The organism is Janthinobacterium sp. YR213, from assembly GCF_900099875.1.
GTDB classification, from domain to species: Bacteria; Pseudomonadota; Gammaproteobacteria; order Burkholderiales; family Burkholderiaceae_D; genus Janthinobacterium; species Janthinobacterium lividum.
On record NZ_FNDA01000001.1, the window covers coordinates 1,995,917 to 2,022,400 of the forward strand.

The window sequence follows — 26,484 nt, forward strand, 5'->3', positions numbered from 1 at the left end:
CACCTGACCAAACCGGCCGCGCGGCGCGCTTTGTGGCCGGCGATGGTTTTGTCAGGCGTCGAAACGTCATTGCAATACATATTCTTTCTTCCTTGAGGGTTTTCAGCGCCAGCCGGCAACGGTTGGCGTTTTTTTCTTTGCGGAATTTATCCGACAGTGGAATTGATTTAACGCAAAATGGCGCCGCCGGGGGCTTTTATGCTGGCAGCTTGACTAGCGAACCCGGCGGGGACAGCATGCGCAATGCACGGCACGTCGACACACAGTTATTTCAACCCGACATCCCGGTGCGGCTCGACATGCGCACGGCGGCGCTGGTCGAGCATGCGCTGGCCTTGCAGGAAATGGCCGGCACGGGCGCCGCCGCCCTGTTTTTGCACTGCCACGACGTGCCGCTGCCCACCGCCCTGCGCGTGCTGACGACGGGACCGCGCCGCAAACCGGCCGGGCCGCACCTGTTTGCCCGCCTGCGCCCGCGCACGGCCGCACTGGCGCAAGGCTTGCCGCTACCGGCGCGCTGACGAATCCTGTACCATCGCCGCAACCGATCAAATGAGGCACGGCGATGCAGGCAGCGACACCCCACGACTCCTATGCGGCACTGATGGACCTGATCAAGGCGCGCCATGCGGAACTGAGCCCGCAATTCCAGGCCGGCGCCCGCTACCTGGCCGACCATCCGGACGAAGTGGCCGTCTCATCGATGCGCAGCATCGCCGCGCGCGCGCAGGTGCAGTCGGCCGCCCTCGTGCGCCTGGCGCAACAGCTGGGCTTTGCCGGCTGGCCGGAACTGAAAGCCATCTTCGTCGAGCGCCTGCGCACCGCACCGGCCGGCTATGCGGCAAAGGCAGATGCGCTGGCCGGCAAGGACGGGAACCTGGTCACCGAAGTGTTCACGGTGCAGCAGCGCAACCTGGCCGCCACGGAAAGTGCCAACCACGCCGCCCTGGATGCGGCCGCCAACCTGCTGCAGGCGGCGCCCCGCGTGCATGTGGCCGGCTTTCGCGCCGCCCACCCCATCGCCTACACCCTGCACTACCTGTACCGCTTGCTGCGCCCCAGCGTGCAGCTGCTGAGCGGCCAGGGCGGCACCCTGGAAATGGACTTGCGCGCCCTGCAGGCAAACGAAGCCGTCGTCGTCGTCAGCTTCGCGCCCTATTCCAGCGAAGCGCTGCTGGTGGCGCAGACGGCGCGCCGGGCCGGTTGCCAGGTGGTCGCCATCAGCGACAGCCCCCTGTCGCCGCTGGCCCTGCAAGCCGATGCCAGCATCGTCATCGCCGTCGACAGCCCCTCGTTCTTCCCCTCCATCGTGGCCGGCGTCGCGGCCGTCGAAAGCCTGGTGGAACTGCTGGTGGCGCGCGCGGGGCCCGATGCCGTCACCGCCATCGGCGCGGCGGAAAGCCAGCTGCGGGCGCTGGGCGCCTACGCAAAAACATCAAATGATGTAAACTAAAAACAAATACATCAAACGTTGCCAGGCAGCGCAACGCCTTCTATAATCGGTCTTCCCCTTGCCGATAAGAAAGCGATGCCATGAGCCATGTCTTCCACCGCAGCTTGACCGCCAGCTATCCCGTCGCCACGGGCGGCGATGGTCCCTACCTGATCGACGCCGACGGCAAGCGCTACCTGGACGCCTGCGGCGGCGCGGCCGTCTCCTGCCTCGGCCATGCGGATGCGGCCGTGATCGCGGCAGTACAGCAGCAGGTTGCCAGCATGGCGTACGCGCACAGCTCGTTTTTCACCACCGAGCCGATGGAGCAGCTGGCCGATTTCCTCGTCGCCCGTGCGCCGGACGGCATCGACAGCGTGTATTTCGTCTCGGGCGGTTCGGAAGCGGTGGAAAGCGCGCTCAAGATGGCGCGCCAGTATTTCGTGGAACGGGGCCAGCCGCAGCGCCGCCACGTCATCGCGCGCCGCCAGAGTTACCACGGCAACACACTGGGCGCACTGGCCACGGGCGGCAACGCCTGGCGCCGCCAGCAATTCGAACCGCTGCTGATTGGCGTGAGCCATGTCTCTCCCTGCTACGCCTGGCGCGACCAGCCAGCCGATGAAACGGATGGCGACTACGTGGCGCGCCTGGGCCAGGAACTGGAAGACACTATCGCCGAGCTGGGCGCGGACAAGGTCATGGCATTCATCGCCGAACCCGTCGTCGGCGCCACAGCCGGCGCCCTGCCCGCCGTCGCTGGCTACTTCCAGCGCATGCGCGACATTTGCCAGCGCCATGGCATCCTGCTGATCCTCGACGAAGTCATGTGCGGCATAGGCCGCACGGGCAGCCTGTTCGCCTGCGAGCAGGAAGGCATCACGGCAGACCTGATCTGCATCGCCAAGGGCCTGGGCGCCGGCTACCAGCCCATCGGCGCCGTGATGGTCTCCAAGGACATCCGCGACACCATCCGCGCCGGCACGGGATTCTTCCAGCATGGCCACACGTATATCGGCCACGCCACGGCCTGCGCCGCCGCCCTGGCCGTGCAGCGGCAGATCGAGGAACGCGATTTGCTGGTCAACGTGCGCGCCATGGGCGGCTTGCTGAAAGAGCGGCTGCTTGCGCGTTTCGATGGCCATGCGCACGTGGGCGACATCCGCGGCCGCGGCCTGTTCCTGGGCCTGGAACTGGTGCAGGACCGTGCCAGCAAACAGCCTTTCGACCCTGCCCGCCGCCTGCATGCGCGCATCAAGGCGCAAGCCATGCAGAACGGACTGATGTGCTACCCCATGGGCGGCACCATCGATGGCCTGCACGGCGACCACATCCTGCTGGCGCCGCCCTATATCATCGACGCCAGCCACGTCGATGAAATCGTCGACAAGCTGGGCGCGGCCATCGATGCTTGCGTCGCGTAGCCGCGCAAGCCGCGGCAGAAATGCGCAAGGGCCTCGACCAGCAACTTTTGTTCACTCCTTGCCAATATTAATTGACTTATTTTAAACAATCGTTTTAAATCAGGAAGTTACTCAAAATCAATCATCTTGAGCATTCAAACATCGCATTGCCCTTTTCGATGCTGAACGCCCACGTTGATGCACTCTGAAGCCAAGGTATATGGAACTGCTCGACTCCCTGCGTCAGCCCCCACTGCAAGACGACACGATCAGCGGGCACTATGAAGTGCGCCGCTTGCTGGGCGAAGGCGGTTTCGGCCATGTATTCGAAGCCTGGGATGCCAAGCTGTGCCGCAGCGTGGCGCTGAAACGTCTGAAACCGCAAGCCGACGTGCTGCATCCGGAAAAACTCATCAATGAAGCGCGCCTGGCCGCCTCGCTCAAGCATGCCGCCTTCGTGCGCATTTTCGCCATCGAGGGCCAGGGCACGAGCCAGTCCATCGTCATGGAACTGGTCGAAGGCCAGACCTTGGGCCAGTTCATGCACAGCGGCAAGGCTGGCCTGCAAGCCGCGCTCGACATCACCTACCAGATCGCCGACGCCATGGACGAGGCGCACGCCATGGACCTCGTGCACGGCGATCTGAAACCGTCGAACCTGATGCTGGAGGCAAACGGCAAGGTGCGCATCCTCGACTTCGGCCTGGCCCGCCACATCGACCCGCAAGCAACGCAAACTACCACCCTGTGCGACTTGCAGGGCACGATTGCCTACATGGCGCCCGAGCGCCTGATGGGCCGCCTGCCCGACACGCGCGGCGACGTATATGCCTTGGGCGCCATGCTGTACGAAATGCTGGCCGGCCAGCGCCACTTCGCCCACCTGAACGGCCTGGCCCTGGCCGCCGCCCACATGCAGGCAACGGAAGCCTGGCCCGACCTGCCGGAAACCGTCCCGCCCGCCATCAACGCCCTCGTGCGCGCGATGACGGCGCACGACCCGGCGGAACGGCCACGCACCATGCGCGATGTGCGCGACGTCATACAGGCGCGGCAAAACGGACCGGTAACACAGGCAGTACCGGTAGCCGATGCGCCGACGGTCAAACCACCGGCTTCGATTGCCATCCGCCTACAACTACCGCTCAAGCGCAGCCTGCTGGCGGCTGGCGCCATCCTTGTACTGGGCCTTACCGCATGGCAAGGCCCCGAGCTGATAATGTCCTGGCGTGACCACCATGGCACCTTGCCGTACTCCGAAGTGGGATCCATGAAGGCTGGCATGGACGCCATGCGCACGTTTGACCAGGACAATAGCCAGAAACAGGCTGTCACGCATTTCTCGACTGTGTTACAGCACAACCCCAATAATGCCGCGGCGGCCGCAGGGCTGTCTCTCGCATCGAGCCTGCGCTATATAGGAGAGGGCCGCGACGATACCTGGCTACATCGGGCTGAAATCAATGCTAGGCAGGCTCTGGAAGCAGACAATCAACTGGCACTGGCGCATGTCGCGCAAGCATGGGTATATGAAATACAGGGCAAGAGCGACGAAGCGCTGCATGCGACGACGAACGCCCTGAATCTCGAACCGAACAGTTTCCTCGGCTTGTATTGCAAGGCACGCGTACTGATCGCCACCAATAAATTCGATCTGGCCAAGTCCATACTGGACCAAGCCATGACGGCCTATCCCGGCGAGCATGTGTTTGTAACCTTGCTTAGCGTCATGCAGTATAGGCAGGGAGACTACCCCCGTGCCGAACAAGGCTTCCGGAAAAGTATTTCCATGTCGCCCCACTCCCCCAGCACCTATGCCTTCCTCAACGCCACGCTGTTAAGGCTGAATCGCGATGTGGAAGCGCTGCAGGTCTTGCAGCAAGGCTTACAGATCGCTCCATACTGGGAGCTTTACACCAACCTAGGAACAACGCTGTTTGCCAAGGGCGACTATCTCGGTGCCGTGCAGGCGTTTGAGAATGCCGTATCCGAAACCAAGGGCAGTCCCGGCATCTACTTGCTGTGGGCCAATCTGGCCGATGCACAACGCTGGGTTCCGGCACAAATGCAGGCGTCCAAACAATCCTATGCGCGCGCCATCGCCCTGCTACGGCCCATCGTCGAACGCAAACCCAACGATGTCACCGTCATTTCGCGCCTGGCGCTTTACCAGGCCTACACGGAAGAAAAGCAAGCCGCGCTACTGGGCGTGCAGCACGCACTTAGTCTCGCCCCAGAAATGGCTGACGTGCAGTTTCGCGCCGCCCTCACGTATGAACTTACGGATATGCGCGGAGAAGCGCTGGCTGCGCTGCAACAAGCCAGCACGCTTGGCTATCCCCTCAATCTGATCGAGTCAGCCCCCGATCTGTTGAACCTGCGACGAGATGCTCGCTACCAGCAGTTTATTATTAACCTGAAAAGAGATCGTAAAACATGACGCCTGTAAGCCCTTGGATGAAGTTATCCGTGCATTTTGATGCAGATCAAATTACCAACCAGCTCGACTACAGCTTCACCTCGTGCGACGGCACGGCCGATCCACGCCATGGCCCCTATATGGGCGGGGTACACTTCCAGAAGGGACAACATGTCTATCTCGACGTGACTTGCTGCGGCTCCAAGGAGAGCGGCTTCAGCTCGTTCCAGATCATCGATTGTTGCATCATCAGCGTGCCGCAACTGACGCAGATCGGTCCGAAAGTCCCTACCATCTACTCACCGCCATCGCCCTTCCTGCAAGCCGTAGGCGCCACTTATAGCTTGCCACTGGACTTCGAAATCCAGCAACTACTGGGCGATACCGTACCGCCAACGCTGCATCATATCCGCCAGGAATGGAAACATACGCTGGACGTGGGCTATGCAAGCGGCCGCTGGGAATTGTCTTTCGTCATCACCGTACGCATCATGCGCGGCGAAGACTCGCCGCCAGAATTGCGCGTATTTTCCTTTGACCCGGAAAGTTCAGTCGGCGGGAATGTCCTGATGTAATGCCCCGCACCTGATCCCGCCCATCGGCATGGCGTGAGGGATCAGGTGCGGCAAGCGACACGGACTCCGGCCAGCCATGCGGGTACACCCTGCAATCCGTGCGCGACAGGGCCGATGTCTGCGGCTAGCGGCCAGGGAAATCCTGCCGGCACCACAGCGGCGTCCCGCGCCCGCAGTCAAGCGTACCTCTTTGACAAAAATTCATCCCTCCCCTCACAAGTCGTCGCAGCCCTCGCCACCCGGTGATGGTAAAGTGTGGCCTGCTGCGGAAAATTTGATCACGCGTATATTCAATGAACATCCCCGCCGTGCAAGGCGAGGGGCGACGACGATGCGCGCAGGCTCCGCCAGGCACACGAACACCACACAGAACAACGCTTAAAATCAAAGACTTACAATGAATATGCAGTCAAATACCGAACTGGCAAACATCGCCAAGAGCAAACTCACGCCCATGATGCAGCAATATTTAGGCATCAAGGAAAACCACCCGACGATGTTGGTTTTCTACCGCATGGGCGATTTCTACGAGCTGTTTTTCGAGGATGCGGAGAAAGCGTCGCGCCTGCTGGGCATTACCCTGACGGCGCGCGGCGTGGCCAGTGGCAACCCCATCAAGATGTGCGGCGTGCCGTTTCACTCGCTGGACGGCTACCTGGCCAAGCTGGTCAAGCTGGGCGAGTCGGTGGCCATTTGCGAGCAGATCGGCGACCCGGCCACCAGCAAGGGTCCCGTCGAGCGCAAGGTCATGCGCGTCGTCACGCCCGGTACCCTGACGGATGCGGACTTGCTGCCAGAGAAGGCCGAGCGCCCGCTGCTGGCCATGTGCAGCATCACGCAACGCAAGACGGTCACCACTGGCCTGGCCTGGCTGTCGCTGGCCAGCGGCGCTTTGAAGCTGATGGAGTTTTCCGGCGACAGCGGCACCGTGGCCGTGCGATTGCAGCAGGAACTGGAACGCATCGTGCCGGCTGAAATTCTCAGCGGCGACAATGGCAACCTGTTCGACGACTACGCGGGCACGCACATCAACCGCGTGCCGGACTGGCATTTCGACGTGGTGGGCGGCCACAAGGCCCTGCTCGATCAACTTGGCGTGGCGACCTTGACGGGCTTTGGCGCCGATGGCCTCGGCGCCGCATTTGGCGCGGCCGGCGCGCTGCTGCGCTATGCGCAGTCGACGCAGGGACGCGGTCTGCAGCACGTGCGCTCCCTGACGACGGAAACGGAAAGCGAATTCATCGGACTGGACGCGGCCACGCGCCGCAACCTGGAACTGACGGAGACCATCCGCGGCCAGGAATCGCCGACCTTGTTCTCGCTGCTGGATCATTGCCGCACGGCCATGGGTTCGCGCATGCTGCGCCACTGGCTGCACCATGCGCGGCGCGACCAGAACGTGGCCCGCGCGCGCCATGAAGCCATCGCCGCGCTGGCGCAAAGCGAAGCGGCCGGTCCGCTCGCTGCCACCCTGGCGCAAGTGCCCGACATCGAACGCATCACCACGCGCATCGCGCTGCTGTCGGCCCGTCCGCGCGACCTGGCCGCCCTGCGCGACGGCTTGCTGCAACTGCCGGCCCTGCGCGGCGACGTGGTCCGTTGCTATAGGGGTGAACAATGCGGCCAGGGCGGCGAAACCGGTTTGCTGGCCGCCATCCATACGGCCTTGGCCACGCCAACCGCCTGCCTGGATTTGCTGGTGCGCGCCGTGGCGCAGGAGCCGGCCGCCATGGTGCGCGACGGCGGCGTGTTTGCCACCGGTTTCGACGCCGAACTCGACGAATTGCGCGCACTGTCGGAAAACGCGGGCCAGTTCCTGCTCGACCTGGAAACGCGCGAACGGGCGCGCACGGGCATCGCCAACCTGCGCGTGGAATACAACAAGGTGCACGGCTTCTACATCGAAGTCACGCACGGCCAGACGGACAAGGTGCCGGACGACTACCGCCGCCGCCAGACCCTGAAAAACGCCGAGCGCTACATCACGCCGGAACTCAAGGTGTTCGAAGACAAGGCCCTGTCGGCGCAAGACAAGGCCCTGGTGCGCGAAAAGCTGCTGTACGACCTGCTGCTGGCCGACCTGGCGCCGCACATCGGCACCCTGCAGACCATCTCGCAAGGCCTGGCCCAGCTCGACACCCTGAATGCGCTGACGGAACATGCGCAGCAGCACAACTGGGCCGCGCCGCAACTGGTCGAGGAACCGTGCATCAACATCGTCGAAGGGCGCCACCCCGTGGTGGAAAAGCAGATCGAACGCTTCATCGCCAACGATTGCCGCTTCGTCAACGAGCGCCGCTTGCTGCTGATTACCGGCCCGAACATGGGCGGTAAATCGACCTTCATGCGCCAGGTGGCCCTGATCACCCTGCTGGCCTACGTGGGCAGCTACGTGCCGGCCGCTTCCGCCACCATCGGCCCTATCGACCGCATCTTCACGCGTATCGGCGCCACCGACGACCTGGCGGGCGGACGCTCGACCTTCATGGTGGAAATGACGGAATCGGCGGCGATCTTGAACGGCGCCACCGAGCACTCGCTGGTGCTGATGGATGAAGTGGGCCGCGGCACCTCGACCTTCGACGGCCTGGCCCTGGCCTGGGCCATCGCGCGCCATCTGATCGATACGAGCCGCAGCTTCACCCTGTTCGCGACGCATTACTTTGAGTTGACGCAACTGCCGGACAGCCACCCGAGCGCCGCCAACGTGCATCTGTCCGCCGTCGAGCACAAGGACAGCATCGTCTTCCTGCACGCCGTGCAAGCCGGTCCCGCCTCGCAAAGCTACGGCTTGCAGGTGGCGCAACTGGCTGGCGTGCCGCAGCCCGTGATCAAGGCGGCGCGCAAGCACCTGGCGCGCCTGGAAGCGCAGGCGCTCGACGCCACGCCGCAGCGCGACCTGTTCGCCGCACCGGCAGCCGATCCGTATGCACAGGAGGAAGAAGAGGAAGCGGCGGCGCCGCTGGCCGCGCTGAACGCGGCGCAGCAAGCCTTGCTCGATGCCATCGCCGACCTCGATCCCGATGCGCTCACGCCGCGCGACGCGCTGGAACAGCTGTACCAGCTGAAACGGCTGGCCGCCGCATGACCTGCCGGCGCAGCTCGATACGCCTGCTGGCCGCCGGCTTGCTGGCTGCCAGCCTGCCATGGCAAGCGGCGCTGGCCGCCCCGGGCGACCAGGCCGGCTTCGAGTTTGCCGTACTGGGCCATTCCTTCAACGCGGGGCCGGACGACGGCCCCCTGAAAAAAGCCATCGCCGACACCAGCGCCTTCAATGCCTCGTTCGTCGTGGCCACCGGCATCAAGGCCGCCAGCGAATCGTGCAGCGACAAGCTGTATGGCCAGCGCAAGGATTTGCTGGACGCAAGCGGGCCGCCATTGATCGTCTCGCTGTCGGCCAGCGACTGGGCCAACTGCCGCAATTCGCGCGGCAGGGTCAACGCCATCGAACGCCTGAACCGCCTGCGCGACGTGTATTTTGCCGATGACCAGAGCCTGGGCCAGCGCAAGCTGACCCTGTCGCGGCTGTCATCGACGGCGAAGTTCCGCAGCTATGCGGAAAACGCCCACTGGGAATACGGCGGCGTGCTGTTTGCTACCGTCAACCTGCCCGCGAACAACAACCATTTCTTGCCAGAAGCGGGACGCAACAGCGAATTCGAAGACCGCCTGGTCGCCAACCGCTCCTGGCTGCAGCGCCTGTTCGCCATGGCGCAGCGCAAGCAGCTCGACGGCATCGTGCTGTTTTCCGATGGCGACGCGGGCGTGCTCGATGAAGACGACAATTCGCTGCTGCCCAGCTTTAGTTCGAAACAGGACGGCTTTGCCGGTCCGCGCAAGCAGATCCGCACCCTGGCGAAAAAGTTCAGCGGCAAGGTGTTATTGGTCGATACGCAGCGCGATGGCGACACGGATGGCAAGGAGGGGAAAACCAAAAAAGCCGCAGCCAAAACAGGCGGGCCGAAGATCAGCTGGAAAGGCAACCTGGGCCACGTCAGCATCAACAACGACTGGGCCGCCATCGCCGTACGGCCAGGCAAGACGCCCTTCTTTGAGGTGCGTCAACGCGCTACGCGCCCATCGGCGCAGGCGCGCGCCAAGGCGTCGACTGTGCGCCGTTAATAACAGCGCACAAACGAACAGGCCGGCATAGAGCCGGCCTGGAACAAGCAGTATTAATGAATCGGATGCGTACGGAAGTGATCGCCTTCGTCGCCTTCATCTTCATCATCGCCATGGTCATGGCCGTGTGCGCCATGCACGTGGCCATGGGCGATTTCTTCGTCGGTGGCTGCGCGCACGTCAGCGACGGTCAGCGAGAAGCGCAGCGCGATGCCGGCCAGAGGATGGTTACCGTCCAGCACGACCTTGTCGTCGGCGATATCGGTGACCGTGAAGATCATCGCTTCTTCATCCGGCGAATCGCTTTCCGGCATGCCTTCGAACTGCATGCCCACTTCCAGCGGCTCAGGCAGGCGATTGCGCGGCTCGACCTTCACCAGGGCTGGATCGTATTCACCGAAAGCATCATCCGGTTCGATCTGGATCGTGTTGGAATAGCCAACTTCCTTGCCGTCGAGCTCTTCTTCGATCTTCGGCAGGGTGTTTTCATAATCACCGTGCAGGTAGACCATAGGCTGACGGCCGTCTTCGATCAGATTGTCTTGCGCGTCTGACAGTTTGTAGTTGACAGTCACGACCGTATTTTTGGCAATCTTCATTATGCTTCCTTTCATTGTATAAGCTGGCAAATTATACCTTCACGCCGCCAACGGCAGGCGCATTCCTGCATTTCCGGTTGTTATAATGGGCGCATGAAAAAATTAACTCTCCTCGGCGATATCACGCCGGCGCAATTCCTGCGCGACTACTGGCATAAAAAACCCTTGTTGATCCGTCAAGCTGTGCCTGGTTTCAAGGCATTGTTCGATTTCAAGGCCCTGGCCGAGCTGGCTACCCTGGACCACGTCGAATCGCGCCTGGTCAGCCATGCGGATGGCCACTGGAACATGCAGCAAGGTCCATTGACCAGCCTGCCCTCGCTGAAACAGAAGGAATGGACCTTGCTGGTACAGGGCGCTAACTTGCACAGCGCCAAGGCCGACGCCCTGCTGCGCCAGTTCCGTTTCCTGCCGGACGCGCGCCTGGACGACCTGATGGTCAGCTTCGCCACCGATGGCGGCGGCGTGGGCCCGCATTTCGATTCGTATGACGTGTTCCTGCTGCAAGGCCAGGGCAAGCGCCATTGGCGCATCGGCGCGCAGAAAGACCTGAGCCTGATCGACGGCTTGCCGCTGAAAATCCTCAGCAACTTCACGCCCGACGAAGAATTCACGCTGGAACCGGGCGACATGCTGTACCTGCCGCCCCACTACGCGCACGACGGCGTGGCCATCGGCGACTGCCAGACGTATTCGATCGGATTCCGCTCGCCATCGTTCCAGGAACTGGGCGAAGCTTTCCTGCAATTCATGGCCGACTCGATCGACTTGCCGGGCATCTATAGCGATCCGGACCTGAAGGCGTCGGGCAAGCCGGCGGAAATCCCCCGTGAAATGCTCAGCACCATCACGGAAGAAATGAACAAGGTGCGCTTCACGGAAGAAGATGTGACCATTTTCCTCGGTGAACACCTGTCGGAACCGAAGCACAATGTGTTTTTCACGCCGCTGTCCAAGCCGCTGACGGTGGGCCGCTTCGCGGACGCCGCACAGAAAAAGGGTGTCGTGTTGTCGCGCAAGACGCTGATGCTGTATCGTGGCAAGAATGTCTTCATCAATGGCGAATCGTTTGCCATTGGCAAGGCCGATAAAACGGCCCTGGAAACCCTGGCCAACGAACGCGCCCTCGATGGCACAGCCGTAGCCCAGGCTTCCGATGACGTGATGGATGCCTTATATACCTGGTATCAGGATGGCTGGATCGAACTGGCTTGAATGGGTGCAGCGTAGTAAAAGTGGTATTACAGCAGGGGGAATATCGGCATCTGCGCTAGCGCAATAAAACATATTATTTTTATATCGTTTTGTCGCGCTTTCGCAAATCGCTTACACTTGCTTGCAATTTGCTTCGGCAAATATTGCGATATCACAAAATAGTTGCGAATTTGCCTCTTGCTCCTATTGCGACGCACCAAAAATCGCTATAATATTCGGTTAGGAAGTTTCCGTTGTCTGGCAGGCACCACCTGGTACGAAAAGCCTTCGAAGACGACCTAACGAGCGATAATTACCGGTAATTATTCATCGCAACAATATTGATTTATTTTTTGAAATAATTAAGGAAAACAAATGAAAAAATCCCTGCTGATCGCCTCCCTGATGGTTGTTGCTCTGGCTGCTTGCAGCAAAAAAGAAGAAGCTCCTGCACCAGCACCAGTAGTTGAAACCCCAGCACCAGCACCAGCAGTTGAAGCTGCTCCAGCTGCTGCTGCTGACGCTGCTGCTTCGGCCGCTACCGACGCTGCTGCTGCTGCTTCGGCTGCCGCTTCGGCCGCTACCGACGCTGCTTCGGCTGCTTCGGCTGCTGCATCGGCTGCTAAGTAATTTAGCACCCTGCACTAAAGAAAGCCGGCCTTCGGGCCGGCTTTTTTATTGGGCAAACGCCCAAGCAAACCTGCTGCGCGCCGCGCTTTGCGGTCTGCGATGTTCACCGTACTCAAGTACGGTTACGCTTCTTGGCACCAATCACTGTCGCTCGCTACGGTTTTGCTGGACGCCGCAAGCACCTATTGCACACCCAAAATAAAAAGGCTGACCCGGTTTGCACCGGACCAGCCTTTTTTATGATGTGTGACAGCTTTTGATAACCGCCACTCAGCGAACCTTATTTCAACTGGTCGTTCAGCAGACCCAGGATCTTCTCTGCCACTGGCGAGACATCCGGCTGGCCTTCGTTGCTGAGGATGCTGACCAGGCTGGTCGAGCCATTGCCGGCCTTGACCAGAACGCGATAGCGCTGCGCGCCCTTGTCCTTGTCGGACGACGAGCCCCAGCTGAACAGTTTCGAGAAGAAGCCATCTTTCTTGACAGCATCCGGGTCGACGTAACGCACGAAATACGTGCCTTGCGTGCGGTCGCGGTCTTCCACGGTAAAGCCAACGCGGTCCAGTGCCAGGCCGACGCGGCGCCAGGCGCGGTCGAAACTTTCATCGACTTCGATGGCGCGCGCCGGCGTGGCGGCGTCGCCCACCAGCTTGGCGTGCTGCGGCTGCACGATGGCGGCATCGACAGCCGTCTTCGCCTGCGCATCGTCGCTGGCCGCGCCCAGGCGCGTCATCAGCTTGGCGAGGAATTGCGCTTCCAGGCCCGGATCGTTGGGACGCGCGGTCCAGGTGGTGGTTTCCTTGTCGCGGCCCGTGATAACCTCTTCCACGCCACGGTGGCTGATGTAGATCTCGGTCGAACCATCGGCCAGGCGCTCCACGCGGGTACGGTATTTGTCTTTTTCACCGCTAGAATACAGGCCGTCGAAAGCCTTGCCGATGGTGCTGCGGATAAAGTCCTGCGGGATCTTGGCGCGGTTTTCGTTCCACTCTGTTTCCATGATGCCAGCCGTCGGCTGGTCGATGGCGATGGTAAAGCCTGAATCTTCCCAGAATTGCTTGAGCTGCGGCCACAGCACTTCAGGCGACTGCTTGACGACCAGCCAGCGCTGGTTGCCCGCGCGCTCGACCTTCACGCCGCCTGCCGTGACAGGCACGACGCCCACCACGCCGTCGGCGCCCACGACGACGGGCGTACCGGCCGTGGCGTTGCGCTGCGCGTTGTAGCCGGAAGCCGTGGCCACGCCATTTTTCGAATCCGGCAAGGAATAACGGTTGTCCTGCTGCAATTGCGTCAGGTCAGGCGGCACGTCCAGGGTGCCGGCTTTCTTGACCGACTTGTAGTCGACCTTGTCGCCGCCGACTACCGAACTGATCATGCCACAGCCCGCGAGGCTGGCTGCGACGGCGCCGATGACGATGCCGCGGACGGCGATGGTGGCAGGCGCCGATTTGGTTTTCTTGCAATTAGTCATGTCGTAACTGGATAAGAAGCTAAGTAGCAGCTGGAATCAGGGAAGGTCCGGACTGGTCGAGTCCGGGCTTGAAGTTCGGCTTAAGACAGGATGCCAGCGTCGCGCAAGGCATCGCGCACGGTGGCATGGCAATTCTCAGCCAGCGGCACCAGTGGCAAGCGTATGCCGGCTGGCATCAGGCCCATTTCGGCCAGCGCCCATTTGACGGGCACCGGATTGGGCTCGACAAACAGTTTCTGGTGCAAAGGAAAAACTTTGTTATTGATGGCAATCGCCGTGGCGCGCTCGCCCGCCATGGCCGCGACGCACATGTCGTGCATGGCGCGCGGCGCGACGTTGGCCGTCACGGAGATATTGCCGTGGCCGCCGCAGAACATCAGCGCCATGGCGGTCGGATCATCGCCCGAGTACACTGCGAAGTCGGCCGGCACGAGGCGCAGCAGGTCGATGCCGCGGCCGATATTGCCGGTCGCATCTTTCACGCCAACGATATTCGGGATGGCGGACAGGCGCACGATGGTTTCGTTGCTCATGTCGGCAACCGTGCGGCCAGGCACGTTGTACAGGATGACGGGGATGTCGACGGCTTCGGCGATGGCCTTGAAGTGCTGGTACATGCCTTCCTGGGTAGGACGGTTGTAGTACGGCACCACTTGCAAGACAGCATCGGCGCCCGCTTCTTTCGCGTAGCGCGTCAGTTTGATGGCCTCGGCCGTGGAGTTGCCTCCGGCGCCGGCGATGATAGGAATGCGTCCCTTGGCATGTTCGACGGTCAACTGGATCAGTTCGCAGTGTTCTTCCACGCTGACTGTTGCCGATTCGCCCGTCGTGCCAACGATGACGATGCCGTCCGTACCCTCGGCGATATGCCAGTCGATCAGCTTGCGCAGGCCTGGAAAGTCCAGACTGCCGTCTGCGTGCATCGGGGTGACGATTGCTACAATGCTGCCCTTGATCATAGTAAGTTTATAGCGCCGATAAATAAAACAACGATTGTAGCGGATAGCCCGCGCCTGTGGTGCATTCTGACATAGTATGGCCGCTCAAAACGTCGGCAGCAGGGCTGCCAACCGTGGAAAATCCGGCCGGACGGCACAAATTCGTTGCACCAGAGCAGCTTTTGGCTGTTCCACGCGCCCATCCTCATACGCTACCACACGCAAGCCGTGCTGGACCGCCCAGGTCAGCATTTCGCCTTCCTTCAGCAGGAACTTCGGATTCGACGGCTTGCCGAACTGCTCATTGCCTTCAGCAAACGTTTCATACAGCAGCACGCCATCGGGCGCCAGGCTGGCAATCATGGCTTCCAGCAGGGGCCGGTGCAGGTAATTGGTGACGACGATGCCGGCAAAACGGCCGGGAGCGAAAGGCCACACGGCGCCCTGCGCTTCCAGGTCCACCAGGGAAGTGGTGATGCCCGCGCCGGCCGCCTTTTCCAGCATTTCCGGATCATGGTCGAGCGCGATCACGGGGTGGCCCAGGCTTACCAGGTGGCGCGCGTGGCGGCCCGCGCCGCAGGCCAGGTCCAGCACTTCGCCGCCGGGGATCAGAGGCGCCCAGCGGCGCAGCCAGCCGGAAATCGCTTCGGTTTCTAATATTGGTTCAGTTACTTGCATCGGTACTTCCATCAATTATGTGCGTCCATCCAGTTGCTTGCATCAAGTCAACAGGGCCGTCAGGGGCGTGACCAGGGTGACAAAAATGCCAATGACAAATTCGATCGCCGCCAGCAAGGCGCGGTTCAATACGCCCGTGTACATCAGCAGCACCAGGGCGCCGAAGACATACAGGCTGTAGCGCTCGATACTGGCGTAAGGACGCGCCAACTGCATCGGCAGCAAGCCCGTCATGATGCGTCCGCCATCGAGGGGCGGCACGGGAATCAGGTTAAAGACAAACATGGCCGCATTCACGCTGACGCCGGCGCCCGCCATCTTGCGGAAAAACATGCCCATTTCCGTCGGCGGCATCACGCTGAGCACGACAAAGGCGATCATCCAGCTCAGGCCCATGACGAAATTGGCGCCAGGACCGGCAAACGCCACCCAGGCCATCTGCTTCTTCGGATTGCGCAGGCGGCTGAAATCGACGGGCACCGGCTTGGCATAGCCGAACGGCACCTGGATCGTGAAATACAGCATCAGGGGCAGCAAGATCGTGCCGAAAGGGTCGATATGCCGGATGGGATTGAGGCTCAGCCGGCCTTCGTTCGAGGCCGTGGGATCACCGAAATAACGGGCGGCATAGCCATGCGCCGCCTCATGCAGGGAAATGGCAAACAGCACCGGCACCAGGTACACCGCAACGGTCTGGACTATCGTATTGAAATCGCTCATGACCGCGATTCTACCAGAGCAGTCCCGAGCCCTTTCTTACGTTGTCATTAAGAACACCTGCCAAAACCTACTGCGCGTCGCGATTTGCGGCCTGCGATGCTCACTGTGCTAAAGCACAGCTGCGCTTCTTAGCCACAACTCCCTTCCGCTCGCTACGGTTTTGTCAGGTGTTGTAAAGATAGGTAAATGCAATCTCCTACAAACCCAGCACGGCCGGGTCGCCGCGTCCCACGCGCACCACTTCCGGCTCCGCTCCCGTCAGGTCGATCACGGTGCTGGGGCCATGCGCGCAGACGCCGCCATCGATGATCAGGTCGACCAGTTTTTCCAGTCGCTCGCGGATCGTGTCGGCGTCCGTCAGGCTGTCTTCATCGCCAGGCAGGGTCAATGTCGCGCCCAGCAGCGGCTGGCCCAGCTCTTCCAGCAGGCATTGCACGATGCGGTGCTGCGGCACGCGCAGGCCGATGGTCTTGCGCGAAGGATGGCTGAGGCGGCGCGGCACTTCCTTCGTCGCTTCCAGGATGAAAGTGTAGGCGCCCGGCGTGGCCGCCTTGAGCAGGCGGAACTGGCGGTTGTCCACGCGGGCATACACGCCCAGCTCGCTCAAGTCGCGGCACAGCAAGGTTAAATGGTGCTTTTCATCCACGCCCCGGATGCGGCGCAGGCGCTCGACGGCGCCCTTGTCGTCGAGCTGGCACACCAGCGCGTAGCAGGAATCCGTGGGCAAGGCCATGACGCCGCCGGACTGGATGATCTGCGCCGCCTGCTTGATCAGGCGCATTTGCGGATTGTCAGGGTGAATCTGGAAAAATTGACTCATGTGTAAGCGTTCTGGCGAACCAGCTTGTTAAGTTAGCATTATTGTACGCCGCGCAGCGCGGCGATGCGTTGTTCGAGGGGCGGATGGGTGGCGAACAGCGCGCCCCAGCCGCCATTGCCGCCGCTGATGCCCAGCGCCTGCATCGATTGCGGCAGCTCGCCCGGCGGCACGCCGCCCAGGCGAGCCAGCGCATGCATCATCGGCGTGGGGCTGCCCAGCAGCTTGGCGGAACCGGCGTCGGCGCGGAATTCGCGCTGGCGCGAAAACCAGGCCACGATGATGGAAGCGAGCAAGCCGAAGATCACTTCGCACACCATCACGGTGACGAAATAGCCGATGCCGCGCCCGCCGCCTTCGCGGTTGTTATTTTTCAACAGCACGTTATCGACAAAAAAACCCACCACGCGGGCCATGAAGACGACGAAGGTATTCACCACGCCCTGGATCAAGGTCAGGGTCACCATGTCGCCATTCGCGACGTGGGCGATTTCATGGCCCAGCACGGCTTCGACTTCATCGCGGTTCATACTTTGCAGCAGGCCGGTGGAGACGGCCACCAGCGCGGAATTCTTGAAGGCGCCCGTGGCGAACGCATTCGCGTCGCCCTCGTACACGGCCACTTCCGGCATGCCGATGCCGGCCCGCTCGGACAAGGCGCGCACGGTATTGACCAGCCACAATTCCGTCGACGAAGTCGGGTTGTCGATGACGCGCGCGCCCGTGCTCCACTTGGCCATCGGCTTGCTGATCAACAGCGAAAATATCGAGCCCGTGAAGCCCACCACCAGCGAAAACACCAGCAGGCTGCCCAGGCTCAAGGTGCTGCCGCGCGCCGGATTGCCCACGCCCAGCAAGCTGAGCACGAGCGACAGCACCAGCATCACGGCCAGGTTGGTTGCGATAAAAAGGACGATACGTTTCATGGGCGATGGCTCCGAAAAACAACAATAACTAAAAGATAAGTATGCGGTCGTGACTTTTCAAGCCCCGCACACATCCTGTACTGAATGCCTAAGAAAATCGTCGCGAGCGGATGTGAATTGGGGCCGAGAAGCGGAGCTGTGCTAAAGCACAGTGAGCATCGCAGGCCGCAAGTCGCGCCGCGCAGCAGATTTTCGACGGCATTAAAACCAGTCGTGCCAGATCGGGGTAACGTTGGCTGGCAAAGGCGGCAGCATGGCAAAATCCACGCGCGACTCGCCCGGCGCATGGAAATCCGTGCCGCGCGAGGCGAGGAAGCCGTAAGCGTTGGCCAGTTGCGCGTATTCCGGATACTGGTCCGGACTGTGGCTGCCCGTGACGACTTCGATGGCCACGCCGCCGAGTTGTTTGAATTCATCGAACAGCACGCCTTGCGCCATGTCGCTGAAGCGGTAGCGGCCCGGATGGGCGATGACGGCCACGCCGCCCGCGCCGCGTATCCAGCCCACCGCTTCGGCTAGGGTGGCCCAGCGGTGCTCGACGTAGCCCGGCTTGCCTTCCGACAGGTATTTCTTGAACACGTCGGGAATGTTCGCGCATTTGCCCGTTTTCACGATGTAGCGGGCAAAGTGCGTGCGCGACATCAGGTCTGGGTTGCCAACGAACTTCAAGGCCCCTTCATAGGCATCGGGGATGCCGGCCAGGTCCAACTGGCGGGCGATTTCGCGGCCGCGCGCGTCGCGCCCGGAACGCGTCTGGTGCAAGCCCTGCACCAGACCCGGATTGTTTTCATCGACTTGCAAGCCGACGATGTGCACGGTTTCGCCGGCCCACGTAATGGAAATTTCCACGCCGGCCACGAAGCGCATGCCCAGGTCCAGCGCGGCCGTGCGCGCGGCGGCGACGCCGGACACTTCATCGTGGTCCGTCAGCGCCCACACGTCGACGCCCGCCTTGCGTGCGTGCGCGGCCACGGCGGCGGGGGACAGCACGCCGTCGGAGATATTCGAATGACAATGCAGGTCGACTTTAAGCATGTGAAAACAATACCCTGCACGGGCTCAGCATGGAAGAAGTTTTCATTGTACGCTGCTTGTCAAATAGCGCTGCAGCGTTCCCGACACACATCAGGCCAAAAAGGCTTCCACCAGCCTTGCCAGTGCCTGCGGCTGGTCATGATGCAGCATGTGGCCCGCATCGAGCATCATCTCGCAGCGCACATCCTTGATACAGGCCAAACGCCGGTCGATCTCAACGCGCGCCTGCTCCTTGGGCCCCATCCATTGCCACATATTCGTGTCATCGGCCTCCACCCACAGCACGGGCGCCGTGATGCGGCGCCAGCAGGCCATCACCTCTTCCACCTGGTACAGGATGGGATTGACGCGCTTGTGCTGCGGGTCGCCCATGATGTCCCACTCGCCCGCCTCGTTCTGCGCCGACCAATGTTCGGCGAGAAAAGCCGCGCGCTCGTCCGGCAGGCGCGGATTGGTCTTTTGCAGGCGCCCGGCCACGGCCTGTTGCGTGGGATAGCTGCGCATGGCGGGCGGCTCGCGCAATTCGTCGAGCCACTTGGCGTAGCGGCCCGGCGCCTGCTCCGGCTTGGTTGCCATCATGCCGAAGCCTTCCAGGTTGATGAAGCGGCTGATGCGCTCGGGCCGCACGCCCGCGTACAGGCCGGCCACGTTGGCGCCCATGCTGTGGCCCAGCAGGTTGACGGGGGCGTCCGGCGAATAGTGCAGCAGCATGGCGTCCAGGTCGGCCAGGTAGTCGGGGAACCAGTAGGTATCCGATTGCGTGTAGTCGCTGAGGCCAAAGCCGCGCCAGTCGGGCGCGATCACGTGCCAGTCGCCTTGCAACTCGTCGACGACGAATTGGAACGAGGCTGCCACGTCCATCCAGCCATGCACCATGAACAGGATGGGTGCGCCTTCGCGGCCCCAGTGGCGCACATGCGTGCGGGCGCCGCGGATGTTGATGAATTCGGAACGGGAAAGTTTCATGGGTTTCATCGGATGCCTGCCTTGAAAGTGGCGCAGACGGCGCCACATGCTGTGTCTGTAGATAGGGCGCGCATAAAAGTACGACCGTTCGATAATTATACCGGATTAATGCCCGGCGCTCGGACTTGCCCTGCAACAGCGTAAAATAGCGCAAAACTTCCGCGTCCGGCCGTGCCCGGCGCTTCCACCACCGCCACAGGCTAACGATGACACTCTACCAATTGGGCGCCGATGCGCCGCTGATTGATGCTTCCGCTTTTGTTGCCGACACGGCCAATGTAATCGGCAAGGTGACCCTGGAAGCGAATACGTCCGTATGGTTCGGCGCCACGATTCGCGGCGACAACGAACGCATTACCGTGGGCGCCAACAGCAATGTGCAGGAAGGCGCCGTGCTGCATACGGATCCGGGCTACCCGCTCGACATCGGCCGGAACGTCACCATCGGCCACCAGGCAATGTTGCATGGCTGCACGATCGGCGATGGCGCCCTGATCGGCATCCAGGCCGTGATCCTGAATGGCGCGAAGATCGGCAAGAACTGCCTGGTCGGCGCGGGCGCGCTGGTCACGGAAGGCAAGGAATTTCCCGACAATATGCTGATCATCGGCTCACCGGCGAAAGCCGTGCGGGCCCTGACGGCAGACGATATCACCAGGCTACAAGGCAACGCCGTGAACTATGTGCAACGCGGCCAGCTATTTAATACGCAACTCAAGAAGATTGGATAAAAGAATGACGACTGAAACCACGGGCGCAGTCAGCGCAGCCCTTACCGGCCAGGATACCCTGCAAAAATTTATTTTCGACAACGCCGCCGTGCGCGGCCAGTTCATCGACGTTTCCGGCACCTGGCAGGAAGTGGTCTCGCGCCACGCCTACCCGACGGCCGTGAAAAAAGTGCTGGGCGAAATGGTGGCCGCCGCCGCCCTGCTGTCGGCCAACCTGAAATTCAACGGCTCCATCATCATGCAGATCCACGGTGACGGTCCCGTGCGCCTGATGGTGGTCGAGTGCGATTCCGACCTGCGCCTGCGCGCCACGGCCAAGCTGGACCCGGACGCCGCCATTCCCGACGTGGCCACCGTGCCGCAGCTGCTCAACGCCACGGGCAAGGGCCGCTTCATCATCACGCTGGACCCGGCCGACAAGGTGCCGGGCCAGCAACCGTACCAGGGCATCGTGCCGCTGGACGGCGACGACATGGCGACCGTGATCGAAAACTACATGTTGCGCTCGGAACAGCTCGATACGCGCCTGTGGCTGGCCACGGACGACACCGTCTCGCGCGGCCTGCTGCTGCAAAAGCTGCCACACCATGGCGGCAAGGCCGAAGCGACGCCTGTGTCGGAAGAAGACGCGCTGGACACGTGGAACCGCGCCGTGATGCTGGCGTCGACCCTAAAAGAGGCGGAAATCCTGTCGACGGACATCGATACCCTGATGCAGCGTTTGTTCTGGGAAGAAACGATCCGCGTCTTCGATCCGCTGCACCCGAGCTTCCATTGCACTTGCACGCGCGAAAAAGTGGGCAATATGCTCAAGATGCTGGGCGAGGAAGAAGTCAACAGCACCCTGGAAGAAGTGGGCCAGGTGGGCGTGAACTGCGATTTCTGCGGCCAGCACTACGAGTTCGACAAGGTCGATTGCGCACAGCTGTTCATCACGGATGCGCCGGCCGAAGTGCTCATCCCGCCAGCCGCCAGCATTAACTAATTGTAATAATCTCCGCGCCGCCCCTCAGGCGGCGCAATTGTTTCTACTGTCATCTTCCCGTCATCAGTTCGTCATCAGCCCGTCACGCGCCGCCGTTACGCTGCGCAGCTTGTATTACTTCCCACTTTCCACAGGCTGATGATGACCACCCACTTGACGCTGGCCCTGCGCCGCCATTCCTTTCACGTGTTGCTGGGCGCTTGCGCCGCGGGCTTGAGCCTGCCGGCCCTGGCGCAAACGGCCGTCGCCGCCGCCGTGGCGTCCGCCGCCACCGACATGGCCGCCGCTGCTGCCCCGGCTGCCGAAGACAATGCCCCGATCACCACCGTGGAGATTTCCTCGCGCAAGACGCGTTCTTCCGTCGCCCTGAGCAAGAGTGAAATCCAGAAAATCCTGCCCGGCACGAATCCCCTGAAAGCATTGCAAACCTTGCCCGGCGTCAGCTTCCAGACGGCCGATCCATGGGGCAACAACGAGCAGAACCTGTCGCTGTTCGTGCATGGCTTTTCCGGCCAACAACTAGGTTACACCATGGATGGCGTGCCGCTGGGCGACCAGCAATACGGCAACTACAACGGCCTGTCGCCGCAGCGCGCCGTGATCAGCGAAAACGTGCGCAGCGTCGTGCTGTCCTCGGGCGCGGGCGACCTGGCCACGGCGTCGACCAGCAACCTGGGCGGCACCATCGAAACCTATTCCAGCGACCCGCTGGCCACGCAGGGCGCCAGCGTGCAGCAAACCGTGGGCAGCCACCGTACCTCGCGCACGTTTGCCCGCTACGACACGGGCGCCTTCGGCGACGGCAGCAGCGCCTATTTTTCCATCCTGCACCACGAAGCGCGCGCCTGGGACTTCGATGCGCGCCAGGGCGGCGACCAGTTCAACGCCAAGTACGTCAACCGCAGCGAGGCGGGCAAGCTGACCCTGTTCTTCAATTACTCGGACAAGATCGAACCGAACGAGGACAGCACCGTGCATGTGGCCGGCGAAACGAGCTCGCCGTACACGCGTCCCTTCCTGTATCCGGATTTCAAGGCTGCCCTCAACTACCTGTCGCCGACGGGCGCGACGCCTGCCGCCGATGGCAACAATTACCGCAATTACTACAGCGATGCGCAGCGGACCGATTACCTGGCCTACGCCAAGTTCGACGCCAATTTGTCCGAAGGCATGACATGGTCGAACCAGGTGTATTACCACAAGGATGACGGCGCGGGCGTGGTGGCCGGCCCCATCGGCGTGGCCGGCTTGCCGGGCCTGTTCAGCGTGTACTACCCGAAGCAGAACCTGAAGGAAGTCTTCGGCAACTCGGGCTACGCCGTGCGCACGACGGAATACGACATCAAGCGCGGCGGCTTCATTTCCACCCTGCGCAAGGAAATCGGCGAGCATCAGCTGGAAGCGGGCTTGTGGCTGGAACAGAATCGCTCGTCCGCCTACCGCCGCTGGTATGCGCTGGACGTCAACAAGCCCACGTCGCCGTACGACCGCCCCAGCAATCCCTTGATCACGCAATACGGCAGCGAGATCGACAACAAGGTGGTGCAGCTGCACTTGCAGGATGAATGGCGCATCCGCCCCGATATCGCCCTGCAGGCCGGCTTCAAGTCCAGCCTGCAGTTTGCCGACGGCCAGTTCCCCGTGCAACCGGCCAAGGGTGCCATTTCCGGCGGCTCGACGGCCTTGCCGGTCGGCACCATCAACACGAAAAAATGGTTCCTGCCGCAAGTGGGCGCGCGCTGGGATTTCACGCCGCAAGACCAGCTGTACTTCAATATCCAGAAAAACATGCGCCAGTTCGTCACCTACGGCGGCGGCGGCGCCTCGCCGTGGAGCCTGTCGAGCCAGGCCGCGTTTGATTTGTTCAAGCGCGATGCCAAGCCGGAAACGGCCCTCACCTATGAAGTGGGCGTGCGCGGCAGCCACGCCTTGAACCTGGGGGCCATCACGGCCATCGATGGCCAGGTCAACGTCTACCACGTCGATTTCAGCAACCGCTTGCTGCAGATCAGCCCGACGCCCGTGATTTCCTCCATCATCGGTGGCAACCCCGTGCTGGCCAACGTGGGCAGCGTGCGCACGGACGGCATCGATATCGCGGGCACCGTCCACTTTGGCAACAATTTCTCGTTCTACAATGCCCTCTCGTACAACCGCTCGCAGTACGCGGACAATTACAACAATGGCGCCGCGCTGGTGCTGACGGCGGGCAAGAACGTGCCAGGCTCGCCGGAATGGCTGAACAAGTTCGTCGCTTCCGCCACGGTTGGCGATATCGAAGTGCAACTGACGGGAGACTATGTGGGCAAGCGCTACGCGACGTACACCAACGATCTGTCCGTGCCCAGCTATTTCCTGATGGGCCTGGGCGTGTCGGGCAAGCTGCCGGCCATGGCCGGCTGGCTGAAAAATCCGCGCTGGAGAGTGAACGTCAGCAACCTGGCCAACCGCGAAGGTGCCTTGAACGTGGTGGTGGGCGCGGCCGACAAGACGTACAACACCTTCCCGATCGCCCCGCGCCAGGGCTTCCTCACCTTGACGGCGGATTTCTGATGCGCGCGCCCGCTCTGCCCCAGCGTCACTTTTCGCGCCGCAGCTTTGTCCAGGCGGCCGTCGGCGGCCTGGCCATGGCGGCCGCGCCCGGCTTTGCGGCCGGCCTGCTGGAAACAAAACCAAGCCGTCCGCTGGTGTTCGCCCACCGCGGCGCAAGCGCCCTGCGTCCCGAGCATACCTTGGCGTCCTACGCCAAGGCCATCCTCGATGGCGCCGACTACGTGGAGCCGGACCTGGTGGCCACGCGCGACGGCATCCTCGTGGCGCGCCATGAAAGCAATCTGATCGATACCAGCGATGTGGCGCGCCGTCCCGAGTTCGCCAGCCGGCGCGGCAAGAAGCTGGTCGATGGAGAATGGCACGAAGGCTGGTTTGTCGACGACTTCACCCTGGCCGAACTGAAAACCCTGCGCGCCATCGAACGGCTGCCGAAAGTACGCACCGGCAACACCTTATACGATGGACAATTCCAGATCCCGACGTGGGAAGAAATCATCGATTTTGTTGCAGCGCAATCGGCCGCCAGCGGGCGCATCATCGGCCTGGTGCCGGAACTGAAAAGCTCGACCTACTTCCGCGATGCGGGCCTGGCGCTGGAAGACCGTTTCCTGTCGACCATGCTGGCGCACGAGTACACGCGCCGCGCACCGATCGAAATCCAGTCCTTCGAAGTGGCGAATCTGAAATACTTGCGCGAGAAGCTGGGACGGCGCGCCAACGTGCGCCTGATGCAGCTGGTGGTGGGCGGCGATGTGCGCCCGATGGACGTGGCCAAGGCGGGCGGCAAGCTGACCTTCGGGCAAATGATCACGCCGGCCGGCCTGCGCGACATCGCCGCCTACGCGGACGTGGTGGCGCCGCCCACGCGGGGCGTCATCCCATTGGGCGCCGACCAGCGCCTGGCCAAGCCCTCTTCCATCGTCGACGATGCGCACCAGGCGGGCCTGCTGCTGCACACGTGGACCTTCCGTCCGGAAAACCGTTTCCTGGCGGCCGACTTCCGCGACGGCAATGGCGAGAATGCGCGCAACGAGGCCGGTTCCGTGGCGGAAATGCGGCGCTATATCGAGACGGGACTGGACGGCTTTTTCAGCGACGATCCGGGTCTGGGACGCATCGCCGTCGGATAAACATTTCGTAACAAATTCATTTTCAGGGCGTGGCCGATGGCTACGCCCTTATTATGCGTTTCTTGAATTTCTGAAATTGGAATTTGAAATTGGACGCATATCGCAAACTCCATTATTGTGCAATGCAACAACAGACCATTTATGGAGGGCATATGTCCACTTTTACCAACACCTACAGCAACGACAACGATAACTACTTCAGCAACCTGGGCCGCGCCACGCGCGCCTTCCTGGGCGCCCTGCTCGCTTCCAAGCCATACAGCGAACTGGCGCAGAAGGAAGTCATCGCCACCACGACGACCAGCGCCGATGACGAGCGCTATGTGCGCCCAAGCAAGCGCGATTTCGCCCTGCTAAACTCGGAAGCGAACCGCTACGAAAAGCTGATGCCGAATCTGGCTTCGGAACTGCGCTTCCTGGCGTCGCGCGGTTAAAAAACGTTCATGGCGGCGTTGCCTGCGCCTCGCCGTACTGACGTACTGTCTGCGGCTTGACGCCTGGCCCTGGACGTTTTTTAAGCTCACTAAATATTAACAAGGAATTTTTATGATGTTTCTCGAAACCGCATTGATCGCCGTGGCCGTCGTGGTCACCGGCATCCACTTTTACCTGATCACGACCGGCAAGGCCCGTTTCTGATCAGCAAGCAGCAAGGCAGTAGCAGCACGCCGCGCCATGCGTGTGCAGCAGTACAAGGTAATAAGTACAAGGTAGTCATGTGATATGTCAGCCTGGCAATCGGTCCAGGCTGGCAAGTGGGAAGTAGTACTGTCTTAATGTGGCGCAGCAGCGTCCACCGGCGTTTCCAGCAGTGGCGGGGTCTGGCCCTTGCGCACGATCTGCACGAAAATCTCATTCTGTTTGACCATGCCCAGCTCATAGCGGGCACGCTCCTCGACGGCGCCCGTGCCATCTTTCAGGTCGCGCACTTCGGATTCGAGCTTGGCGTTTCGCGCCTTCAATTCCACGTTCTTCTTGTTGGCCACCGCCACTTGGGCTTCCATGTCGGCAACACGCAGCCAGCCGCCTTTACCCAGCCAGAGGGGAAATTGTATCAACAGCAGCAGGGCTGCCAGGGCGAGCGTAATCAGGCGCATGGGGCATTCAGTTAAAAAACCGGCCGGAACATCTCCGGCCGGCCAGTGGGTTTTACATCA

At 61.7% G+C, this 26,484-nt stretch carries 24 protein-coding genes; 14 read left to right on the forward strand and 10 right to left on the reverse strand.

The window, feature by feature from the left end; all coding sequences use genetic code 11:
* The first annotated feature begins 236 nt into the window (after positions 1-236).
* The 7 genes from BLT98_RS08760 to BLT98_RS08790 all read left to right on the forward strand — a co-directional run bounded on the left by BLT98_RS08760 (position 237) and on the right by BLT98_RS08790 (position 9,951).
* Positions 237-521, forward strand: coding sequence for a hypothetical protein (locus tag BLT98_RS08760; protein WP_070281185.1), 285 nt, complete (start codon positions 237-239; stop codon positions 519-521).
* 44 nt (positions 522-565) lie between these two features.
* Complete coding sequence (locus tag BLT98_RS08765) at positions 566-1,453, forward strand: MurR/RpiR family transcriptional regulator (RefSeq protein ID WP_092606522.1); 888 nt, start codon at positions 566-568, stop codon at positions 1,451-1,453.
* A gap of 80 nt (positions 1,454-1,533) precedes the next feature.
* Positions 1,534-2,856, forward strand: coding sequence for an aspartate aminotransferase family protein (locus BLT98_RS08770; protein WP_092606525.1), 1,323 nt, complete (start codon positions 1,534-1,536; stop codon positions 2,854-2,856).
* 199 nt (positions 2,857-3,055) lie between these two features.
* Positions 3,056-5,275, forward strand: a complete 2,220-nt coding sequence (locus BLT98_RS08775; protein ID WP_092606528.1) for a serine/threonine-protein kinase — start codon at positions 3,056-3,058, stop codon at positions 5,273-5,275.
* 29 nt (positions 5,276-5,304) lie between these two features.
* Positions 5,305-5,829, forward strand: coding sequence for a hypothetical protein (locus BLT98_RS08780; RefSeq protein WP_128142291.1), 525 nt, complete (start codon positions 5,305-5,307; stop codon positions 5,827-5,829).
* Positions 5,830-6,226: 397 nt separating this feature from the next.
* Complete coding sequence (gene mutS, locus BLT98_RS08785) at positions 6,227-8,917, forward strand: DNA mismatch repair protein MutS (protein ID WP_092606535.1); 2,691 nt, start codon at positions 6,227-6,229, stop codon at positions 8,915-8,917.
* Positions 8,914-9,951 carry a hypothetical protein gene (locus BLT98_RS08790; RefSeq protein WP_092606538.1) on the forward strand — a complete coding sequence of 346 codons (1,038 nt, stop codon included), beginning with the start codon at positions 8,914-8,916 and terminating at the stop codon, positions 9,949-9,951. The genes mutS and BLT98_RS08790 overlap by 4 nt, the downstream gene beginning before the upstream one ends.
* A 53-nt stretch (positions 9,952-10,004) precedes the next feature.
* On the opposite strand, the gene BLT98_RS08795 is transcribed toward BLT98_RS08790, so the two are convergent.
* Positions 10,005-10,550: an FKBP-type peptidyl-prolyl cis-trans isomerase gene (locus BLT98_RS08795; protein ID WP_092606541.1), complete on the reverse strand. Its 546-nt coding sequence runs from the start codon at positions 10,548-10,550 to the stop codon at positions 10,005-10,007.
* Between the two features lie 93 nt (positions 10,551-10,643).
* Here BLT98_RS08795 and BLT98_RS08800 point away from each other — a divergent pair, with 93 nt between their 5' ends.
* Positions 10,644-11,765 (forward strand): cupin domain-containing protein, encoded by a 1,122-nt coding sequence (locus BLT98_RS08800; protein WP_034783359.1) that lies wholly within the window; start codon positions 10,644-10,646, stop codon positions 11,763-11,765.
* 354 nt (positions 11,766-12,119) lie between these two features.
* On the forward strand, positions 12,120-12,374 hold the full coding sequence (locus BLT98_RS08805; protein ID WP_034783358.1) for a hypothetical protein: 255 nt from the start codon (positions 12,120-12,122) through the stop codon (positions 12,372-12,374).
* A gap of 280 nt (positions 12,375-12,654) precedes the next feature.
* On the opposite strand, the gene bamC is transcribed toward BLT98_RS08805, so the two are convergent.
* From bamC to BLT98_RS08845, 8 genes are all read right to left on the reverse strand, one after another.
* Positions 12,655-13,848, reverse strand: a complete 1,194-nt coding sequence (bamC, locus tag BLT98_RS08810) for an outer membrane protein assembly factor BamC (protein WP_070281198.1) — start codon at positions 13,846-13,848, stop codon at positions 12,655-12,657.
* Positions 13,849-13,928: 80 nt separating this feature from the next.
* Positions 13,929-14,807, reverse strand: a complete 879-nt coding sequence (gene dapA / locus BLT98_RS08815) for a 4-hydroxy-tetrahydrodipicolinate synthase (protein WP_034783351.1) — start codon at positions 14,805-14,807, stop codon at positions 13,929-13,931.
* 84 nt (positions 14,808-14,891) lie between these two features.
* On the reverse strand, positions 14,892-15,464 hold the full coding sequence (locus BLT98_RS08820) for a class I SAM-dependent methyltransferase (RefSeq protein WP_092607097.1): 573 nt from the start codon (positions 15,462-15,464) through the stop codon (positions 14,892-14,894).
* A 42-nt stretch (positions 15,465-15,506) separates the two neighbouring features.
* A complete protein-coding gene (locus BLT98_RS08825; RefSeq protein ID WP_092606544.1) occupies positions 15,507-16,184 on the reverse strand; it encodes a site-2 protease family protein in 678 nt (225 codons plus the stop codon).
* Between the two features lie 196 nt (positions 16,185-16,380).
* The gene (locus BLT98_RS08830; RefSeq protein WP_092606547.1) at positions 16,381-17,004 is read right to left on the reverse strand and encodes an L-threonylcarbamoyladenylate synthase; all 624 of its coding nucleotides are present in this window, start codon (positions 17,002-17,004) and stop codon (positions 16,381-16,383) included.
* Positions 17,005-17,042: 38 nt separating this feature from the next.
* Positions 17,043-17,927, reverse strand: coding sequence for a protease HtpX (gene htpX / locus BLT98_RS08835; protein ID WP_092606550.1), 885 nt, complete (start codon positions 17,925-17,927; stop codon positions 17,043-17,045).
* A 201-nt stretch (positions 17,928-18,128) separates the two neighbouring features.
* The gene (locus tag BLT98_RS08840; protein WP_092606553.1) at positions 18,129-18,962 is read right to left on the reverse strand and encodes a 3',5'-nucleoside bisphosphate phosphatase; all 834 of its coding nucleotides are present in this window, start codon (positions 18,960-18,962) and stop codon (positions 18,129-18,131) included.
* A gap of 90 nt (positions 18,963-19,052) precedes the next feature.
* Positions 19,053-19,928, reverse strand: coding sequence for an alpha/beta fold hydrolase (locus tag BLT98_RS08845; protein ID WP_092606556.1), 876 nt, complete (start codon positions 19,926-19,928; stop codon positions 19,053-19,055).
* A 206-nt stretch (positions 19,929-20,134) separates the two neighbouring features.
* Here BLT98_RS08845 and BLT98_RS08850 point away from each other — a divergent pair, with 206 nt between their 5' ends.
* The 5 genes from BLT98_RS08850 (at position 20,135) to BLT98_RS08870 (ending at position 25,761) form a co-directional block, all read left to right on the forward strand.
* A complete protein-coding gene (locus tag BLT98_RS08850; RefSeq protein ID WP_092606559.1) occupies positions 20,135-20,659 on the forward strand; it encodes a gamma carbonic anhydrase family protein in 525 nt (174 codons plus the stop codon).
* 4 nt (positions 20,660-20,663) lie between these two features.
* Positions 20,664-21,644, forward strand: a complete 981-nt coding sequence (gene hslO / locus BLT98_RS08855) for an Hsp33 family molecular chaperone HslO (protein WP_070260365.1) — start codon at positions 20,664-20,666, stop codon at positions 21,642-21,644.
* A 138-nt stretch (positions 21,645-21,782) separates the two neighbouring features.
* Positions 21,783-24,197 carry a TonB-dependent receptor gene (locus tag BLT98_RS08860; RefSeq protein WP_244517429.1) on the forward strand — a complete coding sequence of 805 codons (2,415 nt, stop codon included), beginning with the start codon at positions 21,783-21,785 and terminating at the stop codon, positions 24,195-24,197.
* Positions 24,197-25,327 (forward strand): glycerophosphodiester phosphodiesterase, encoded by a 1,131-nt coding sequence (locus BLT98_RS08865; RefSeq protein WP_092606562.1) that lies wholly within the window; start codon positions 24,197-24,199, stop codon positions 25,325-25,327. Before BLT98_RS08860 ends, BLT98_RS08865 begins: the two co-directional genes overlap by 1 nt.
* A 152-nt stretch (positions 25,328-25,479) precedes the next feature.
* Positions 25,480-25,761 (forward strand): hypothetical protein, encoded by a 282-nt coding sequence (locus BLT98_RS08870; RefSeq protein ID WP_092606565.1) that lies wholly within the window; start codon positions 25,480-25,482, stop codon positions 25,759-25,761.
* 339 nt (positions 25,762-26,100) lie between these two features.
* Here BLT98_RS08870 and ftsB read toward each other — a convergent pair whose 3' ends face one another.
* The gene (gene ftsB / locus BLT98_RS08875) at positions 26,101-26,424 is read right to left on the reverse strand and encodes a cell division protein FtsB (protein ID WP_010400534.1); all 324 of its coding nucleotides are present in this window, start codon (positions 26,422-26,424) and stop codon (positions 26,101-26,103) included.
* Between the last annotated feature and the right edge of the window lie 60 nt (positions 26,425-26,484).